Raw genomic sequence first — 18329 nt, 5'->3', positions numbered from 1 at the left:
TGCTTTGATTACGCTCGTGCGAGCTTTGGTATCGCGCCAAGTCTGCTAAACCAGGAACCTCGCTGTTCATCGCCGGTGTCTCGCCGGGCGCGCCTGCCTGCCCGAGCTGCTGCACCGCGCGCTGGCGAGACATGGAGGTTTCATGCGTCATCTCGGCGTCTCCTCTGCGCTCCTCGCATTTCTCGGGGCCGCGACATCGGGTGTGTTCGTCGCGGTCGGCTGCCACGCCTCGGGCCCGCACGTCGATGTCGGCGCGAGCGGCGGTGCGCCCGGCGACGGCGGAGGCGGCGCGGGCGGCGGCGGCGCGCCCGAGGGCAGCAGCGGCAGCGGTGATTTCGTTCCGGATAACGGCCTTGGCGGGGCTGCCCCCGGCGACGACGCCGGCGGCGGCGGCGACGCCGCCGTGAACCCGTGCGGGACCCAGTGCGGCCGCGAGGAGCTCTGCGATCTCAACCACCTCGGCCTCGACGACGACTGCGACGGTCAGGTCGACGAGACGTGCTCCTGCGTCGCGGGGCAGGCGCACGCGTGCTTCATGGGTGATCCGTCGTACCGCGGGGCGGAGGGGTGTTTTCCGGGCACCGAGCTTTGCAACGAGGTGGGCGTCTGGGGGCCCTGCGTCGGCGGCAGCCACGCGACCGAGGCGTGCTTCCGCGAGAACCCCGCGGGGTGCCACGCGCTGAGGGTGCCTCCGTTCGCGAACGTGGATCTGAAGGAGGGGACAGGCACGTTCAGCGTGGACGCCGAGCCTGGCTCGGAGACCTGGAGCGTCGTTTGCCCCGCGGGCATCGACCCCTGTCCGGCGGTCTCCGGGGCGAGCCCGGCGGATGATTACAAGCCGCTCCAGTCGGGGGAGTACAAGGTCATCTACACGAAGCGCCTCGCCGACGGCGCGACCGACTCGTGCGAGTATGCCCTTTACGTCGGCGCGCCCGGCCTCCGGGTCGAGCTCGAGTGGGAGCACGACCTCGGCGGCGAGGGGGTGGATCTCGATCTGCACCTGCACAAGCCGGGCGACACGCGGCCGTGGGCGGTCGCCGGCTCGCCGGACGACTGCGGTTACAACAACTGCACCGTGGACACGCTGGGGTCGGATCCGGAGCTGCGGTGGTTCAGCGACGGCGCGTCGCCGCCGGAGCCGGTGAGCTGGTACGCGGACCCGGATGAGGCCAAGAACACGTGTTATTACGCCCCTCGCGGCGCCGGGCGGGCGTGGCGCGATCTCGGCAAGGGTTGCTACAACCCGCGGCTCGATATCGACAACATCACGTGCGACCCCGACGTCACGGACCCGGACAGCGATGATTTTTGCGCGCCCGAGAACATCAACGTGGATTTTCCGCCGTTCGGGCAGTGGACGCGGATCGGCGTCCATTACTACTCGGCGCATGGCCGGAACTACGCGGTCCACCCGCGGATCAAGATCTTCTGCAATGGCTCCCTCGGGGCGGATCTCGGCCCGACCGGGTTCTACGACCCGGAGGCGCCCGTCACGTTCGCGCCGGCCGACGGGAACACCCGGTACTGGCTGGTCGCCGACGTCGCGTTCGTCGAGGGGGGGGAGTGCGGGGAGGACACCTGCGTGGTGAGGCCGCTGTACGAGGACGAGACGCTGAAGACGCCGCTGCTGACGACGCGGTCGGCGGTGGAGTCGAGCTTCGGTCCGGCGTACCCGCCGGCGCCCTGATCGCCGGTCTCCCCTGGGCCGCGGGGGGGCGCCCGCGGCCCCGCGCGCGGGCGCTTTACAGGGGCGGCGGGGCGGTGCACGCTAGCGGCATGGGCATCTTCGACCGGATGGGAAAGGTCATCTCGAGCAACGTCAACGCGCTCCTCGACAAGGCGGAAGATCCGAAAAAGTCGCTGGATCTCATCGTCGAGGAGATGAAGGACCAGGTCCGCGCGGCGCGGAAGGAGCTGGTCGACGCGGTGGCGGCCGAGAAGGTGCTGCGCAAGAAGGTCGACGAGCTCGACGCCGAGGCGGAGAAGTGGGAGAAGCGCGCCGAGCTCGCGCTGAAGGCGAACGACGAGAAGCTCGCGCGCGAGGCGCTCGTGCAGAAGAAGCGGGTGGTGGGCGAGCGCGACCGCGCCGAGGCGATGCGCGCGGAGCAGCGCTCCGCGGTGCTCTCGATGAAGACCGAGCTCGAGCGCATGGAGGCCAAGCAGGAGGAGTTCCAGGCGCGGAAGGGCACGCTCGCGGCGCAGATCCAGCAGCAGCGCGCCGGCGGCGGCGCCGAGGGGCTCGGGGCGAGGGGCGGCCAGAGCGCCTTCTCCGAGTTCCGGCGCATGGAGGAGCAGGTCGAGGGGCAGGTGGCGCAGGTCGCGGCGTCGCGCGAGATCGAGGAGGCGATCTCCGGCGGCGGGCTGTCGGCGGCCGAGCTGGAGGCGAAGTTCGCCCAGCTCGAGCACGGCCGCGGCAGCGCCGGCGCCGGCAGCGCGGACAAGCCGGGCGGGGCGGCGGTCGACGACGAGCTCGCCGCGCTGAAGAAGCGGATCCGGATCGGGTCCTGAGGGGCTGAAAGAAGAGCGGCAGGAAGGCGGGGAGCGGCGGCCGTCCTCGCCGGACGCGCTGTGGCGGCGCCGGCGCCGGCGCCGCATCGAGTGACATTCCGCCTCGGCGAGCCTCCTTCCTTCGACAGGTGACGAAGGCTCCACATCACGGAGCGGTGGAGGCGACCTCCCGCACCTCGGAGCGACCGCCGGGGGCGCGTCGCGAGATTGCGGGTTCAGCCGTATGGACCGAACTTTGGGGCGTACCTGTAGCTCATGTTACGCTTTCGCGCGTCACAGAAAGCCGAGGTGCGCATGAAGTGGAGTTCGATCGTCTTTCTTGGGTGCTTGCTGGTGGCCTGCGGGGATGATGAGATCAGCTTTGGCAGCGGCGGCGCGGGCGGTCGTGCCGAAGGTGGGGGCGGCGCGGGCACCGGCGGCAAGGCGGAAGGCGGAGGCGGCGCGGGCACGGGCGGCAGCGCCGAAGGCGGAGGCGGCGCGGGCACGGGTGGCAGCGCCGAAGGCGGGGGCGGCGCGGGCACGGGCGGCAGCGCCGAAGGCGGGGGCGGCGCGGGCACGGGCGGCAGCGCCGAAGGCGGGGGCGGCGCGGGCACGGGCGGCGATGCCGAAGGGGGCGGCGGCGCGGGCGGCAGCAGCCTCGATACGACGGAGCTCGCGATCGCTTCCGATGAAGCCGCCACGGCGGGTTGCGCGACGTTCGTGGACGGGGCCTGGGGTGTCGGGGAGACCGACTTCATCGACGGTGAGCCCACGAACGACGATTGCGCCCTGGTGCCCGTGCTGGTCGAGGGGAGTCCCTACTGGATCACGTCGGGTGAGTTCGAAGGGGACATCGATCTCGACAGCCTGGAGCACTCGTTCTCGACCGCGGCGGCGGCGATCGACGAGGGGAGTTATTCGATCGTCCTCCGCAACTTCACGTTCGAGGAGATCTTCACCGGAAGTATCGAGGTGGCGGACGTGACGGACGAGGCCGTGACTCTCTCCATCGAGTAGAGCACGTCGCAGATCTCAAGCGGCACGCCGCCCCCCGACGGAGGCCGCACCTGACGGAGAGGAAGAACGTAAAGGGCGCGACCAGGCAAGGCTGCTCGCGTGCGCGCCGAGCGCTCGGCGCTCGCCTGACCGGAGCCACCGTGGGGATGAGGCAGCACTCTGCCTGTATCCGGAAGGACGACGAAGAGGGATCGGTCCAGCGGCTGCTGGCGCTGGCAGGTACCGCGCCGGCAGAGGACGTCCAGCACCTCCGCAGCTTTCACTTCGCCAGGGCGCGTAGCAAGCTGCAGTGCTGCGCGCTCGCGTCGTTGGGCCCGCGAGACCTGATGAGCGGCGAGTTGCTCGACGTGACGATCCTGCGACAGACGGCCGAGCGCTACTTCCAGCGCGAGGACGAGTGGAACGCTGACGACAGCCCGTCCCTCTCCTCAATGATCGTGAGCGAGGATTGAGCCATGATGTTGCGCGTTCTCCTCCGCGACGTTTCGGTAGGCATGATAGAACGGCACCAGGATGGGCGGGTCGTCTTCCGCTTCGATGAAGCTTACCTGGCGCTCCCCGACCGCCCCGTGCTCGGCCGCTGGTTCGAGGATCATCTGGCCGCACCTCTGGAGTACACCGGACAGAGCGGCCGGCTGCCCCCCTTCTTCCAGAACTACCTCCCGGAAGAGGAGGGCGCGCTTCGCGCGCTTCTGGCGCGCAAGGCGGGCGTGCGGGAAAATCAGGAGCTATCCCTCCTGGCGGTGCTTGGCGGTGACCTCCCCGGAGCCGTCATCGTTCGCACGGAAGATCCGGCGGCGGGTGGCGCGGAGCTTGACGAGCCGGCGCCCTCATCCCCGGCCGAAGACGATACCCTGCGGTTCTCTCTGGCCGGTATGCAGCTCAAGTTTTCTGTGCTTCAACACGAAACGCGCTTCACGCTCCCCGTCGCCGGCCAAGGTGGGCGCTGGATCGTCAAGCTGCCGGACAGGCGTTATCCCAGGGTTCCAGAGAGCGAGTACTCGGTGCTGGCTTGGGCACGGGAAACCGGTGTCTGCGTGCCGGATTTCAATCTCGTTCAGGTCTCCAATATTCAAGGGTTACCCGACGAGCTGCGCTTCGACGAGACCTTGGCGCTCGCAATCCGGCGCTTCGACCGGGACGATCAAGGAGCCCACATCCATCAGGAAGACTTCGCCCAGGTCCTCAACGTGCGGCCTCGGGACAAGTACAAGGGCCACAACTACGCGACGATCGCGAACATTGTACGCACCGTGTCGGGTGAGGCCGATTACGAAGAGCTGGTGCGCCGCCTCGTCTTCGTCGTGCTGAGCGGAAACGCCGACGCGCACCTGAAGAACTGGTCGCTCGTGTACCCCGACGGCCGCCGTGCGCGGCTTTCGCCTGCCTACGATCTCGTCTCCACGATCGCCTATGGCCCCGGTCTGGACCAGCGCCTCGCCTTGCGGCTCTCCGGGGAGAAGGACTTCTCCCGCATCACCCGAGCTCACTTCGAGAGGCTGGCCGAGAGGATCAATGCGTCGCCCGAGCTCACGAGAGACATCGTGTCGGAGACTTCGTCGCGCGCGCGCGACGCGTGGTCCACGCTGCGCGGATCGTTGCCTATCGCCCCCGGCGCGCGGAACGCGCTGGATCAGCACCTCAACACGAGCCCGCTCTAACCGCACGCGGGCGTAGCCCCGGGCAGGCAGCGAGATCCTGGGGAGGGGGCCGCGCACGAGGCCGCCTCTTGCCAGGCTCGCTCGCCGGTGCTCGAGCGGGATCGAGCGACCCGGTAGCTTCGTGCACGCTCGAGATCGCACGTCCTCCGCGCTGCGCGAGGGGGCTGCGCCGCGTGGCGGTCGATTTGATGATAAATGGATGACTCCAAATGCAATGCTCGGCTCGCTCCTCTGGGCTGTTGCGAACATCCGGCGGCTGCGGCAAAGCTGCGCCGTGCGCCCTGCCTCGATCGAGCCGACCCACTGGGGTTCCCCGCGATGCGATGACTACGAGGATGCCGACGCGGTCCGCCGGTACGAGCGTGAGGTGCGCGTCTATCGAGCGCACAGCGAGCCTTTCTCCATCACGCCGCTCAGCGGTCGAGTCGACGGCGACTACGCTGTGGCGAGCGGGAGCGGGGGGCGGTACGTCGTCGATCTCGTGGACGCCAGCGCGCGCCACGACACCTGCTCTTGCCCTGATTTTCTGGGCAATCAGCTCGGCACGTGCAAGCACCTCGAGGCGGTGCGCCGCGCGGTCGCGGAGCGTCCGGCGTGGCGCCGCGCGCTCGCCCGGATCGACGCGCCGGCGCGGCCCACGGTCACGGTCGACGCGGAGGACGGCCTGCGCCTGCTCGCGGTCGGCGCGTGGCCCGCGTCGCTCCGCGAGGAGCGCGCGCGCCTCGTGCAGGCGGGCGGCTTGCTGAGGATGGCTGCTGAGGGAGCTCTCGGGAATCACGCGTCCCCGTCCCGGATCGTCCATGCGGCGTTGCCGGCGGCGGAGCGGCTCGCGGGGGCGATCTGGCACAAGCGCCGCCGGCGCTCGCTCGAGGCGCAGGCGGGCCGAGAGCAGGGCGCGCTGGAGGCTCTCGGGCTGCCGCTCTTCCCGTACCAGTGCGAGGGCGTGCTCCACCTCTTCCGCAACGGGCGGGCGCTGCTCGCCGACGACATGGGCCTCGGCAAGACCCTCCAGGCGATCGCGGCATGCGAGCTCTTGCGGCGACGCGGGGAGGCGCGGCGGGTCCTCATCGTCACGGCGGCGTCGCTCAAGCACCAGTGGGCGCAGGAGATCGCGCGGTGGACGGGCGAGCGCGCCGCGGTCCTCGGCGGCTCTCCCGCGCAGCGCACGGGGGCGCTCGCGCTCGAGGCGGCGTACACGGTGCTGAGCTACGAGCTCACCTGGCGCGAGCTCTCGCGGCTCCAGGCGCTCGCGGCGGACGTGCTGGTGCTCGACGAGGCGCAGCGCGCGAAGAACTTCCGCACCAAGACGGCCGCGACGCTGCGCGCGATCCCGTCGCGCTTCCTGTTCGTCCTCACGGGGACGCCGGTCGAGAACCGCCTCGACGACCTGTATGCGCTGCTGCAGCTCGTCGACCCCGCGCTGCTCGGGCCGCTCTGGCGGTTCAACGCCGACTTCCACCGCCAGGACGAGCGGGGCAGGATCGTCGGCTACCGCAACCTCGGCGAGCTGCGCCGCCGCGTCGCGCCGGTCGCGCTCCGGCGCGAGCGGGCCGAGGTGCTGCTGGATCTGCCGCCGCTCCTCGAGCAGACGCGGTACACGCCGCTCACGCGGGAGCAGCGCGAGCTCGAGGCGGACTACCGCGCTCAGGCGGCCCGGCTGATCGCGATCGCGGAGCGCCGTGCGCTGCGCAAGGAGGAGCTGGACCGGCTCATGATGATGCTCTTGAAGGCGCGGCAGGCGTGCAACGCGCTCGAGCTGTGCGATCCTAGCCGCCGCAAGAAGGCGTCGCCGAAGCTCGACGAGCTGGAGGCGCTGATCGCCGAGGTGACGGCGCAGCCCAGGAACAAGGTCATCGTGTTCTCCGAGTGGGTGGGGATGCTGGAGCTGGCCCGCGAGCGCCTCGACCGGCTGCGCGTCGGGCACGCGATGCTCCACGGCGACGTGCCGACAGAGCGCCGCCCGGCGCTGCTCGACCGGTTCCGGGACGACCCGGCGGTGCGGGTGCTCCTGAGCACGGACGCCGGCGGGGTAGGGCTCAACCTGCAGGCGGCGAGCTACGTCGTGCACCTGGATCTGCCGTGGAACCCGGCGCGCCTCGACCAGCGCACGGCGCGCGCGCACCGCCTGGGCCAGGCGCACCGCGTGAGCGTGACCTACCTGTGCGCCGAGGAGGGCATCGAGCGAGGCATCGAGGGCATCCTGAGCGACAAGCGCAAGGTGCTGGTGGCATCGCTCCGCGCCGACTCCACGGTGGAGGAGCTCTCGGCGCCGAGCTTCTCGGTGGTGCTGCGCGAGATGCGGGAGGTGCTGGCGGTGGCGGAAGGAGCCGAAGCGACGGATGCGGGCGCGACCGAGGAGGGGGGCGGCGACGTCCTGCCTGCGGCGAGCGGCGAGGGAGGCCAGGGCGCGCCGGCGTCGCTGGTAGAATGGTGGGGGCGAGAGGCCGTGACGGCGATCGATCCCGCGGTGGGCGGGGCTGCGGCGGAGGGGGCCGCTGCGGGCGCCGGCGCCGTGAAGCCTGCCGTCGTGGAGACCGCCACGGCGGCGCTGCGCGCCCGTGTGGCCGAGGTCGAGGCCACCGGGGCGAAGGAAGAGGGCGCGGGAGCGATCGGGGCGGGCGTGGGAGCGACAGGGGAGGCCGCTGGGACGATGGGAGAGGCGACGCATGAGAACGGCGACGGACAGGCGCGCTGGCCGTCGGCGGGCCCTCGCCCTCCGGCGGCGACCGCCCGGAAGGCGGCAGCGGATAGGCTTCGGCTCGCGCGGGTGGTGTTGGACGCCGGCTTCGCCGCGGACGCCGCTCGCGCAGCCTACGAGGCGCTCGCCGGGACCATCGCGGGCATGCTGGAGGGGCCAGCGCCCGAGTCGCACGCGGCCCTCATCGCGGGCGTGTACCGCGACCTCGTGCCGGCCGGCGGGCTGCCCATCGAGGCCCACGCCGTGCTCGCGCGGCTTCACGACCTCGGCGCCCTCGCGCGCGCGGGCGTGCCGCTCGACGCGGCGCTCGCTAGGTCGGCCGTCGACGAGGCGACGAGCTGGGTCGAGCGGCTGGGGGGTGCGTCGCTCGCGCGCGCGGCCGAGCGGTAGCCTGATCCGGACATCGCGTCTCGCCGGGATTTCGGCGCGCGAGCCGGGCGCCGTACCGCCTCCAGCACGACCATGGGATGCGAGTCGGTCCGGTGATTCCGGCAGTCGTGGCTTGTGAAGCGGGCCTGAAGAACACGGCTCTCGAGACTCGGCAGCGGCGGCGAAGAAGGAGCCGCGACGAGACGGCGCCGGCCCTGGAAGAGGGCGGCGAAGACGAGTTTGGAAAACATGGCGTCGTGTGAACGCCTGAGCGTTGCAGCGCGCCCCCGCCTTGACTCGGAATTGCGATGCCGCGTGAAACAGGGTGAAGTGGCGCCATGAGCGAGGGGAACGGGAGCGCCTTCACGGATCTGCTCGAGCGCCTGCCGACGGCGGTTCATGTCTATCGCTGCGACGGGGCCGAGGCCACCGCGGAGCCGCGCTTCGTCGCGGCGAACCCGGCGGCCGTGCGCGCCCTCGGCCGCGGCGCGGCGGGCGCGCGCGTCGAGGAGGTGTTCCCGGCCCTGCGAGGCGCGGGCATCCCCGAGCTCTGCGCCCGCGTGGCACGATCGGGCTCGCCCGCCTCCCTGGGAGAGGTCCGCCTGGGCGCGGGCGACGGCGGCGCGCCCGTCCTGCTGGTCAAGGCATTCCCGCTCGGAGAAGGGTGTGTGGGCGTCGTGTTCGAGGACGTGAGCGGGCTCAAACAGGCGCACGCGGAGGAGCTGCGCCTCCTCCGGATCGCTTGCCAGGCCGCCATCGACGTGGTGCCCGATATCCTGTTCGTCAAGAGCGTCGACGGGCAACGCTATGTCCTCAGCAACAAGGCCGGCGCGGACGGCGTCGGCCTGACGACCGAGACCATCGTCGGGAAACGCAACGACGATCTCTTCCCGCCGGAGGTCGCCAGGCACCTCACCGAGATGGACGAGCGCATCGCCGCCGGGCACGAGCGCGCCGTCTTCGAGGAGGAGCTGCCGCTCGAGGACAAGCAGACGCGGAGCTTCCAGACGACGAAGGTGCCTGTCCGCGACAGGGACGACAAGCCCCTTTACATCGTGGGCCTCGTGCGGGACGTGACCCGTCAAAAAGAGGTCGAGCTGGACCTGGCGAGGGCGCGGGAGAGCCTCCTCGACACGATCCGGCAGCTGTCCACGCCCGTGCTGCCGATCCACGAGGGCGTGCTCGTCGTGCCCTTGATAGGGCAGATGGACAGCGAGCGGGGGGAGCGGCTCACGGAGACCTTGCTCGACGGCATCCAGCGACACCAGGCGGAGATCGTCATCATCGACATCACGGGCGTGATGACGGTCGACACGTCCGTGGCGAGCCGCTTGATCCAGGCGACGCGGGCCGCGGCGCTGCTCGGCGCCGAGTGTGTGCTGGTCGGGATCGCGCCGTCGATCGCCCAGACGCTTGTGCAGCTGGGCGTCGACTTCGGAGCGCTGATCACGCGCGGCGATCTCCGGGCCGGCGTGGCCTATGCGCTCGCTCGAAAGGGCGCGCCGGCGCAGAGGACAGGACCGCATCGGCGTTGACCAAGAACCTGGCCCACCGTGCTCCCATGAGCGATCGCGCCCGCCCCGGCGTTCAGCGGCGAGCCCACCGGGTGACCGGCTCCGGCTAGGTGGAGTGGCTCGCTGCGCTCTCGGTCGAGAGCGGCAGCTCGACGCAGAAGGTCGAGCCCTGGCCGACCTCGCTCGACAGGCGAATTCGTCCGCCGTGGGCCTCGACGATGGTGCGCGCGATATAGAGGCCGAGCCCGAGCCCCCCATAATTCCGCGACGAGACGCCGCGGCGAAATCGCTCGAAGAGCTGCGTCCGCACCTCGGCCGGGATCCCGAGCCCGTGGTCGGCCACCGAGAGCCGCGCGACCCCGCCTTCCGCGGTGATGGTGATCTCGATCGGCGCGCGTTCCCCGAACTTGATGGCGTTGGTCAGGAGGTTGGTGACGACCTGTTCGAGGCGGTACCGGTCCCACCAGCCGGTGATCGGCTGCTCCGCGCGCATGGCGAGCGTGCTGCCCGACTGCGCGAGCTGGTCGCCGAGCTGGGCGACGATCTCGGCGACCAGCTCGCGCAGATCGACGGGCGCCCGGTCCAGCTCGAGCCTCCCCGCCTGGATGCGGGAGACATCGAGGAGCATGTCGACGAGGTTGGAGAGGCGCTTGATCTGGCGGCCGGAGAGGGCGACCGCCGATCGCACGCGCTCGGCGTCCATGCCCCGCGAGAGCCTTTGCCCGAGCGATTGAATGGAGAGCTGCAGGGAGGTGACCGGGGTGCGGAGCTCGTGCGAGGCGATGAGGAGGAACTCGTCCCGCAGACGGGTGGCCTCCTCCGCCGCCGCGCGCGCGCGGCGCTCGTCCAGGAGGAGCCGATCGCGCTGCTGCTCGGCGTGCACGCGCGCGGTGATGTCGCGGAAGCTCCAGACCCGCCCGGCCACGCGCGCTCCGAGGCGCTGGGGCTGCGTATAACACTCGAAGACCCGCTCGTTCCGAAGCGGGAACGTGTCGAAGGCGCTCGCCTCGGGATCGGCATAGAGGTCACGGACGCTTCGCAGGAACAGCTCGGGCTCGCGGAGCTGGCCGCCGACGAACGCGAGGAGCACATCGGCCGAGCCGCCGTCGAGGACATCGGTGGGAATGCTCCACATCTGCGCGAGCCTGTGGTTATGGCGCACGACGCGCCTCGCGCCGTCGACGACAAGGATGCCGTCGGCCGTCGACTCGAGCGTGGCCTCGAGGAGCGAGTAGGAATGGCGCAGCACGTCCTCGGCGTGCTTGCGGCCCGTGATCTCGGTGGCGATACCGCAGACGCCATCAGGTTCGCCGGCGGGGCCGCAGAGTGGGAACTTGAGAGATATGTACGTGCGTGCGCCGTCGCGCTGGGGGGCCACCTCATCGAGCTCCATGGCCCGATTCTGCTGCAGGACGAGCAAGTCGTTGGCGCGATACGCGTCGGCCTGCTCGGGTGGGAAGATGTCGTGGTCGGTCTTGCCGATGATCTGCTCGCGGCGCATCTGGAAGAGCTCTTCCCACCCGCGGTTGACGAGCATGTAGCGGCCCTCGATGTCCTTGACGAAGACGACGGCGGCGGTGTTGTCGACGATGGCCTGGAGCAGATGCTGGCTCTCGCGGAGAGCGGCGTTCGAGCTGGCCAGCTCGGCCGTGCGCTCTCGCACCCGCTGCTCCAGCGCTTGATGGACACGCTGCAGCTCCGCGTTCTTCTCTTCGAGCTGCCTCTGCGCCTCGCGCAGGCTCAGGTGCGTCGTGATCCGTGCCATCACCTCTCCAATCTCGAATGGTCTGGTGATGTAATCGACGCCCCCCGCCCTGAACCCCACGAGCTTGTCGGCCGCGTCGGTCAGGCAGGTCATGAAGAGCACCGGGATGTCTCGAGTACTTTCAGCCGCTTTCAGGCGGCGGCACGTCTCGAAGCCGTCGATGCCAGGCATCAACACGTCCAGCAGGATCAGGTCGGGCCTCGTGAGGCTGGCCCGCTTCAAGGCCTCTTCACCGCCCTGAGCGACGAGCACGCGATGACCTATGCATTCCAGACTATCCACCAGCACGCCGAGATTGGCGGGCACGTCATCCACGATCAGGATAACGCGGGTGCGCGGACCGGGGGCCGTGGCGCTGCTCATGGTCGCTGACCGCCCTCCATGCACCGCGGCAGCTCCGGCCCCACCATCGCCATCGGCTCGACCCCCTGCAGGCGTTCCTCGACCAGGGTGAGGAGCGCGTGGGACTGGTAGTCCTGCGCGAGGCGATCGAGGCGGTCGGCGAAGGGGCGGTAGCGGTCGCCCAGGGTGATCAGGTAGGCGGCCCGCTCTCGGATGTCACGCATGTTGCCCTCCAGGGCCAGGGCATGGAGGACTTCCATCTCCTCCCGGGGAGGCGCCACGAGCTCCGCGGCGCCCCTGTCCCCGGCTTGCTCCTCGGCCGGTCTGGCATAGACCCAGGTGAGCCCGAGCTGGGCGCCGATGATCCGCAGCAGGCTTTCCTGGTCGATCGGCTTGCTGAGGAAGGCGTCGGCGCCGGCGGCGACGCACTCCGCCTGGTCCTCCTCGTTGGCGCTCGCGGAGACGACGATGAGCGGCAGCCGCGCGAGCCCCCGAGCCTCGCGATCGCGGCGAATGTTATGGATGGTCTCCAGGCCGCCCATCACCGGCATGACCAGATCCATCACCACCAGATCCGGCGACGCCGTTCTTGCCTGCTCGATGGCCTCCTGGCCATTCGCCGCCTCGCAGACCTCGAAGCCCCGGTTGCTCAGCAGGTCCAGAAGCACCGCCCGATTGCTCACCACGTCGTCGGCGACCAGCACCTTCCGGCGCGGCCCCTCGTAGCCGATGGCGACCCGCTCGGAAGGCCGGAGGGGCGTTGCGATCTCGGTCACCGGCAAGGTCGCGTCGAACCAGAAGCGGCTGCCTTCGTCGGGCCGGCTCTCCACGTGGATCTCGCTGCCCATGAGGTGCACCAGCTGGCGGCTGATCATGAGCCCGAGGCCGGTACCCGGGCGGCGCCGCACATCCCCCACCCGCCCGAAAGGCTGGAAGAGCTTGGCCAGCTGCTCCGGCGTCATTCCGACGCCGGTATCCTCCACCTCGAAGCGCAGGCGCGCCCCGGTCTCGTCCTGGGCGAGCAGCTGCACCCCGAAGCGCACCCGCCCCCGATCGGTGAATTTCACCGCGTTGCCGAGGAGGTTGAGCAGCACCTGGCGCAAGCGCTTCTCGTCGGCCAGCGCCGCCCGGGGCAGGTGCGGCGTGACGTCGTAGACGAAGTGAAGGCTCTTCTGCTCCGCCCTGACGCGGATGATGTCGGCGACGACCGTCAGGAAGGCCGAGAGATGGATCGGTTCGGGGTAGAGCTCCAGCTTGCTCGCCTCGATCTTGGCCAGGTCCAGAAGGTCGTTGATGAGGGTCAAGAGGTGCTGACCGCTCTGTTGAATGGTATTCAGTCCCACTGCCCGGCGGTCTTCGAGATCCGGGGGGTGCTTGAGGATCTGGGCGTAGCCGAGGATGGCGTTGAGCGGCGTGCGCAGCTCGTGGCTCATGTTCCTCAGGAACTCGGTCTTCGCACGGCTCGCGGCTTCGGCCGTCTTGCGGGCCTGGCGCTCGGCCTCGGCCTGCTTGCGCTCGGTGATGTCGGTGGAGATGCCGCAGACGGCATAAGGCTGCCCCGCCGCGTTGCACAGGGGATACTTGAGCGAGATGTAGGTGTGCAGCCCATCGTCCTGGAGGGCCTCTTCCTCGGCTTGAAGCGCGGTTCCGGTGGCCAGCACCTCCTGGTCGACGGCGCGGTAGGCATCGGCCCTCTCCCTGGGAAATAAATCGTAGTCGGTCCGGCCGACGATCGCTTGCTGACTGACGTGGAACAGCTCAGCGTAGCGCCGGTTGATCATCAGGTAACGACCCTCGATATTCTTGAGGGAGATGACCGCTGTCGAGTTGTCGACGATCGACTGGAGGAGCTCTTTGCTGTCCCGCACGGCCTGCTCGGCGCGCCGTCGTTCGCTGTTCTCCTGGAGCAGGTCGGCGTAGAGCGTGGCATTGGCGATCGAGATGGCGGCCTGGGCGGAGAGCAGCTCCAGCACCGAAAGCCGGTCCGGGGTGAACGCGCCGGCGATGAGGTCGTTTTCCAGGTAGAGCAACCCCACGAGCTCCGCCTGCCGCAGGATGGGCAGGCAGAGGGCGGATCTGGCGTACCGATAGAGGTCGTCGCCGGCGATGATGGGGTTCCGTGCCGTCCCGTCGTCCAGGATCACCTTCTCCCGGCTGCGCCGGACGTAGTTGAGCAGGGACGCCGGCAGATCCGGAGGGAGGGCTTCGGGCTCGCGAGGAATACGCACCTCGATCTCGGGCCCCTCCGCCCTCGCCTCGGCCGTCAAGAACAGGGTCTCGCCGCGGGCGAGGAGCAGGCAGCCCCGCCTCGCGCCGGCGTTCTCGACCAGGATGCGCATGAGCGCGTCGAGCAGGCGGTCGAGGACGATCTCGCCCGAGATGGCCTGGGAGGCCTTGAGCACCGAGCTGATGTCGAGCGCGGCGCCGGTGGGCGCGGTGGCCTCCGGGCCTGTCGCGACGCGGAGGAGCTCGCTCGGGACGAGGTCGGGGTACGCGCGTTCGAGGCGCCGCATCGCCTCCGTCGCGCCCCAGCGGCCGTAGGCCCTTTGCGCCTCGGTCATGTAAGCGCGGGCAATGGTGGTCTTGCCGAGGACGAGCCAGTGGCGCGCGCAGAGCTCGTTGCCGAGGGCCTCATCCTGGAGGAAGCGGTTCTGTTTCGCGAGGGCGATCCCCTCGTCGTAGTGATCGCTCGCAGCGTGCGCATCGCCGCGGACGCGCTCGAGCTCGGCAAGGAGCAGGGCGCGGCGGTGGGCGAAGTTCTCCGGGCCGAGGTCGGCCCAGCGGGAGACCTCGGCGGCGAACTGCTCGGCGCGGGTGATGAAGAGCGCACGCTCGTCCGGCGAAACGACGTCCGAGGCCCGCGCGAGCGCGATACCGCTGTAGAAGTGGAAAGACGGGGTTCCGAGCCAGGCCCGATTGGGCTCGAACCCGAAGTTAACCTGGAGGGTCGCGCGCGCCCCCTCCTCGAACTCACCCTGGAAGACGAGCAGGAACACGACATAGAAGCTCGCGAAGTAATGCCAAGCTTGGTAGTTGTGCCGGCGCGCCTCGTCGAAGATGTTCTCGATGTCGACCCACTCCCCCACGAGCACGGCGGGGCGCTCGGTCGCGATCGAGAGGTTGTGCGCGATCTGCCCGACCGAGCTGGATATCCAGGTGATGGCGTTGAACCGGTCGAGCTTGAACATCGGCACGAGGCTCCTCGCCTCGGCGAGGAGGTCAGGGATCGGCAGACCGCGGATGAGGCTATTCGTGCTGAGGTTGGCCGTGTTGTAGAAAGCCCAGATGTACTGGCCGGTCTCGACCCCGGCGTGAATGCCGGTGAGCAGCGGCTCCCTGCAGGCGTCGAAGCTATCTTTGCAGTGCTGGATGTGGGCGGCCCACATGTTGCACAACATCGCTTCGGATTTCTTGTCCGGGTATCGCTCGGCGAGCGCGAGGGCGGCGCGGCCGAACTGGTAGCCGAGCTCGACGTCGCCCCGGGCACAGAGGAAAGACCCGAAGTTCACGCAGCCGTAGATCGAGTTTGGTGACAGGCCGTGGAGGTAGGAGATCTCCAAGATCTTCGCGAACATGATGCCGTAGTTGTTCGGACTGATGTGGTAGGTGGGGGAGAAGAGCTCCTGGAGCACGTTCTGCAGGGCCGCGATCTCCCGGTCCACGAGCGGGGGCAGGTCCAAGAGCGCCTCGAGCGAGCGCTCGCGGACGATAGCCATCGTCGTGCGAATGTGGGCGTCGAGCGTCTCGTCGTCGGGCATGAGAGGCAGGTCGATCCCGAACCCCCTGAGGGCCTCGAGCCCCTCGGCGAGGGCGGCCGAAAGGTCGTTTCTCAGCACCTGCACGTTCATCTTGAGCCGCAGCACCTCGGTGCGATCGAGCCGGCTCGCGGTCCGCTCCAGGCAATCGGAGAGGAGCGCCAGGGCGTCGTCGTGCTGGCCCGAGAGCGAGAGCATGAGGCCGGTCTTCATCGCGTATGCGAGGCGGAGCGGGTACTGCGACGTCCAGGCGTCCTCCGGGAGGCGCAGCAGGCCGAGCTCAAGGTAGCGCAGGGCGGCGCCGAAGGCGGCCGAGTCCTCGGCGCGGCAGGCGGCATCGAGGCTCATGCGGGCGAGGGAAAGGCGCTCCGCGGGGTCCGACACGAGGTCGCCAGCGCTGTTCAGGTGGCCGACGACGTCGAAGAGGCTCTGGCTCTCGGAGAGGTCCAGCTTGCCCGCGAGCAGCCGGCCGATCCGGAGGTGGAAGGCGGGCCGGTCCGCCTCCGGGATCATCGCGTAGGCGCCCTCCTGGACCTTGTCATGGGCGAAGCGGTAGCCCTGGCGCCCGGCCAGCACGAGCCCCTCGCCGACGGCGGGATCGAGGCGGCCGTACACCTCTTCCGGCGAGCACTCGCTCACCGTGACGAGCATGTCGAGCTCGAACCGGTTGCCGATCGCCGCGGCGAGCTTGAGCGCCTCCACCGCCTCCGGCGGCAGGCGCGCGATGGTGCGCACCATGAGGTCGACGACATTGTCCGTGTACGCGAGCGCCTCGATCCGGGCGAGGTCCCAGCGCCAGCCTGACCCGGCCGCGAACGTGAGCACGCCGTGGTCGTGCAGCGACCGGACGAACTCCTTGACGAAGAACGGGTTGCCGCCGGTCTTCTTCTGCACCGCATCGACGAGCGGCCCGCAGTCGTCGCGCTCCAGGCTGTCCGAGAGCATCTCGAGGAGGTGCGAGCGCGCGAGCGGGGCGAGGACGATGTCGCGCACGACGAGCCCGGCATTCTTTAGCTCCTCGACGGCCCGGACGAACGGGTGCGCGGGCGACACCTCGTTGTCGCGGTAGGCGCCGCAGAAGAAGAGCGCCGCGAGCGAGTCGTCGGCGAGGAGCGTACGGAGCAGCCCCAGGCTCGCGGCGTCGATCCACTGGAGATCGTCGAGGAACAGGACGAGCGGGTGCGCGTGCCGTGCGAACACCGAGACGAACAGCAAGAAGCAGCGGTTCAGGCGGTTCTGCGCCTCGAGCGGGGCGAGCGCCGGCACGGGCGGCTGCGCGCCGACCACATGGCCGAGCGAGGGGATGACGTCGCAGACGACCTGCGCGTTCGGCCCGAGCGCCTCGAGGATCGCGCTGCGCCAGCGCTCGATGCGCGCCTCGCTCTCGGTGAGGATCTGCCGCACCAGGCCGTCGAACGCCTGGATCACCGCGCTGTAGGGCGCGTCGCGGTTGTACTGGTCGTACTTGCCGCTCGTGAAATAGCCTTTCTGCCGCGCGAGCGGCCGCAGGATCTCCTGCACGAGCGAGGACTTGCCGATGCCCGAGTAGCCGGAGACGAGGACGCTCTCGCGGCTGCCCTCGAGCGCGCGCTCGAACGCGGCGGTCAGCGCCTCGATGTCCTGCTCGCGGCCGTAGAGCTTCTGGTGGATCCGGAACAGGTCCTGGCGATCGTGCTGGCCGGCGACGAAGGGCTCGATCGTCCCCGTGCCGCGCAGGGCCTCGCGACAGCGATCGAGGTCGGCGAGCACGCCCTCGGCGCTCTGGTAGCGGTCCTCGGCGTTCTTCGCGAGCAGCTTGAGCACGACGCCGGAGATGGCCTCGGGGATCGTCGGGTCGACGCGGGACGGCGGCGCGGGCGCGAGGGCGAGGTGCGCGTGGATGAGCTCCATCGGGTCCAGGGCCTCGAAGGGGCGCTGACCCGTGAGCACCTGGTGAAGGAGGACGCCGAGCGCGTAGAGGTCCGTCCGGTAGTCGACGCCGCGGTTCATGCGGCCTGTTTGCTCGGGGGAGACATAGGGCAGCACGTCGGCGAGCACCGCGGGCGCGTAGAGCCGCTCGTGGGCGCGGGTGATCTCGGCGTCGACGCCGAAGCTCGTGATCTTGACCGCGCCGCATGCGCCGACGAGCACGTTGTGAGGGCGCAGATCGCGGTGGATGAGCCCCGCCGCGTGCACGGCGGCGAGGCCTTCGGCGAGGGCGGCCGCGAGATCGAGCGCCTCGCAGAGCGGCATTCTGCGCGCCGGGCGCGCGGCGAGGATCCGCGCGAGATCGCGGCCCGGGAAGTCCTCGAGAACGACCGTCAGGGCGCCGGCGAGCTCCTCGACGCCGTGCAAAGCGACGAGGCGGGGTGAGGCGAGCTGGGCGATGCGCTCGCACTGGTGCTTGAAGCGCGCGACCTCGGCGCGAGTCGCTCTCTCGGCGCGCAGGACTTTCAGCAAGACCGGGACACCGTCGTCCTCGCGGCACGCGCGGAACAAGCTGAAATCAGCGTGTTCCTCGATCTTCCCGAGGCGCGCATACCCTCTTTCGACGATCATCAATTAGCCTTGCTCGCCTGCCCGTGAAAGGCGGCGCATTCAACCAGTTATATCTCCGGAGGCGGAGATCTGGCACCGAGCTGTGCCGCCAGGGGGGTTGGCGCTGCCCACGCCCCCCAGCCCGCCAGCATCATAGCGAACGTTCGATGACGGGTACGAGCGGCGGAACGAGCTCCCCAGAGC

At 69.9% G+C, this 18329-nt stretch carries 9 protein-coding genes; 7 read left to right on the top strand and 2 right to left on the bottom strand.

Annotated features, from left to right (window positions below; all coding sequences use genetic code 11):
• The first annotated feature begins 142 nt into the window (after positions 1–142).
• From WME95_RS41340 to WME95_RS41310, 7 genes are all read left to right on the top strand, one after another.
• Complete coding sequence (locus WME95_RS41340) at positions 143–1687, top strand: hypothetical protein (protein ID WP_437904755.1); 1545 nt, start codon at positions 143–145, stop codon at positions 1685–1687.
• 89 nt (positions 1688–1776) lie between these two features.
• Entirely contained in the window at positions 1777–2508 is a 732-nt protein-coding gene (locus WME95_RS41335; protein ID WP_437545761.1) for a PspA/IM30 family protein, read from the top strand.
• 294 nt (positions 2509–2802) lie between these two features.
• Positions 2803–3504, top strand: coding sequence for a hypothetical protein (locus WME95_RS41330; protein WP_437904754.1), 702 nt, complete (start codon positions 2803–2805; stop codon positions 3502–3504).
• Between the two features lie 146 nt (positions 3505–3650).
• Complete coding sequence (locus tag WME95_RS41325) at positions 3651–3956, top strand: hypothetical protein (protein WP_437904753.1); 306 nt, start codon at positions 3651–3653, stop codon at positions 3954–3956.
• 3 nt (positions 3957–3959) lie between these two features.
• Entirely contained in the window at positions 3960–5165 is a 1206-nt protein-coding gene (locus WME95_RS41320; RefSeq protein WP_437904752.1) for a type II toxin-antitoxin system HipA family toxin, read from the top strand.
• Between the two features lie 199 nt (positions 5166–5364).
• Entirely contained in the window at positions 5365–8253 is a 2889-nt protein-coding gene (locus tag WME95_RS41315; protein ID WP_437904751.1) for a DEAD/DEAH box helicase, read from the top strand.
• A 317-nt stretch (positions 8254–8570) separates the two neighbouring features.
• Complete coding sequence (locus WME95_RS41310; RefSeq protein WP_437904750.1) at positions 8571–9767, top strand: PAS domain-containing protein; 1197 nt, start codon at positions 8571–8573, stop codon at positions 9765–9767.
• 85 nt (positions 9768–9852) lie between these two features.
• Here WME95_RS41310 and WME95_RS41305 read toward each other — a convergent pair whose 3' ends face one another.
• Together WME95_RS41305 and WME95_RS41300 are read right to left on the bottom strand one after the other, a co-directional pair.
• The gene (locus WME95_RS41305; RefSeq protein WP_437904749.1) at positions 9853–11874 is read right to left on the bottom strand and encodes an ATP-binding protein; all 2022 of its coding nucleotides are present in this window, start codon (positions 11872–11874) and stop codon (positions 9853–9855) included.
• Positions 11871–18146: an AAA family ATPase gene (locus WME95_RS41300; protein WP_437904748.1), complete on the bottom strand. Its 6276-nt coding sequence runs from the start codon at positions 18144–18146 to the stop codon at positions 11871–11873. Before WME95_RS41300 ends, WME95_RS41305 begins: the two co-directional genes overlap by 4 nt.
• Positions 18147–18329: the final 183 nt, after the last annotated feature.

Source organism: Sorangium sp. So ce327 (assembly GCF_051530205.1).
Classification (GTDB): domain Bacteria; phylum Myxococcota_A; class Polyangia; order Polyangiales; family Polyangiaceae; genus Sorangium; species Sorangium cellulosum_B.
Note: the sequence above shows the minus strand (reverse complement) of the source record. Positions and strands in the feature narration are given on the sequence as shown.